This window comes from Variovorax sp. LG9.2 (assembly GCF_035018885.1).
Lineage (GTDB): Bacteria > Pseudomonadota > Gammaproteobacteria > Burkholderiales > Burkholderiaceae_C > Variovorax.
Genome location: NZ_JASJXB010000084.1, coordinates 1 through 1,450, shown reverse-complemented (window position 1 = coordinate 1,450; position 1,450 = coordinate 1). Strand labels below are relative to the sequence as shown.

The following is a 1,450-nucleotide window of genomic DNA, read 5'->3' as shown; positions in this document are numbered from 1 at the left end:
GCAAGCATGCGATCCGAGTGCTACGCGACGAGGTCACGAAGACGAGTGCTGCGCGAGCGCGCAATCGTCTCTACGACGAGGCGGTGCGCCAAGCGCTGACGATGCTGTGGGAGGCGGCAGATCGGGTCTGCGGCAAACGGCTGAAGGCGCTGATCCCGCTCCTGGTCGACGCGATGGAACGTCACGGCCATCTCGACTTGGATCCGATCATTAGGACCAAGGTGCTTCAGGTCAGTGCAGCGACCATCGACCGCATGCTCGCCGCTGCGCGCTTGCACATCGACGGACAGCGCAAGCGCCGCAAGGGAGTGGGCTCGGCCATCCGACGCAGTATCCCAGTGCGCACCTTCTCCGACTGGCGAGACCCACCGCCAGGCTTCTTCGAGATCGACATGGTCGAGCACTGTGGCGGCCCGAAGACGGATGGCGACTACGTTCATACGCTGACCATGACGGACATTGCCACGGGATGGACCGAGTGCGTCGCCATGAGAATGCGGGAACAGATGCTGATCGTCGGGGCGTTCGAGCAGGTGGCGGGCGAGCTGCCGTTCGCCATGCTCGGCGTGGACTCCGATAACGACAGCGCCTTCATGAGCGAGAGCGTGTTCGACTACTGCAAAGGCCATGGCCTCGTGCAGACCCGCTCGCGTGCCTACAAGAAGAATGATCAGGCCTGGGTCGAGCAGAAGAACGGCTCCATCGTGCGCAGGCTGGTCGGCTACGGCCGTCTGAGTGGGGTCGGAGCGACGAAGGCCCTTGCGACGCTGTACGCGTCATCTCGCCTGTACGTGAACTTCTTCCAGCCATCGTTCAAGCTGAAATCCAAGACGCGCGACGGCGCCAGGGTGCACAAGATCTACTTCACACCAGCAACGCCTTGCGATCGGCTGCTGGCTCACGCCAGCACAACGACGGCGATCAAGGCGCGGCTGAAGGCGCAGCTCGAAAGCCTCGACCCGGTGCAGTTGCTGCAAGAGATTCGGGAGGCGCAGCAAACGCTGAGTGAGATCGCAGCGCACGGCACGCCAAGCGACGCTGCGCCAGGCAGGTCGCCGGACGTCGACGCCTTCCTCATGAGCCTGTCCACGGCGTGGAAGGATGGAGAGGCCCGACCCACGCATCGCAAACAGCCCGGCGCCAAGCACTGGTGGCGGACAAAGGTTGATCCGTTCGCCGACGCGTGGCCGCTTGTCGACGGCTGGCTGATTGCCGAGCCGTCCGCTTCGGGCAACGAGTTGATGAACCGATTGGCAACGATGTTCCCGGAAGCGTATGCCGGCAACGCGCAACTGCGAACGTTGCAACGCCGGGTCAAAGCTTGGCGCGCCGAGCGGGCGCGAGAAATGATCCTGGGCCGGCTGCGCAAGTCGACCGGCATACCAGCCGAAGTGTGAAACAGCCGCCGCGAAAACTTCGCGGCCGACGGGGGCGGGGGGGGGGGGGGGGG

The 1,450-nt window shown here is 64.5% G+C and carries 1 protein-coding gene; it reads left to right on the top strand.

The window, feature by feature from the left end; genetic code table 11:
• A partial coding sequence (locus tag QN413_RS26955; RefSeq protein WP_323499628.1) for a transposase family protein occupies window positions 1-1,397 on the top strand: 1,397 nt, incomplete at its 5' end.
• Window positions 1,398-1,450: the final 53 nt, after the last annotated feature.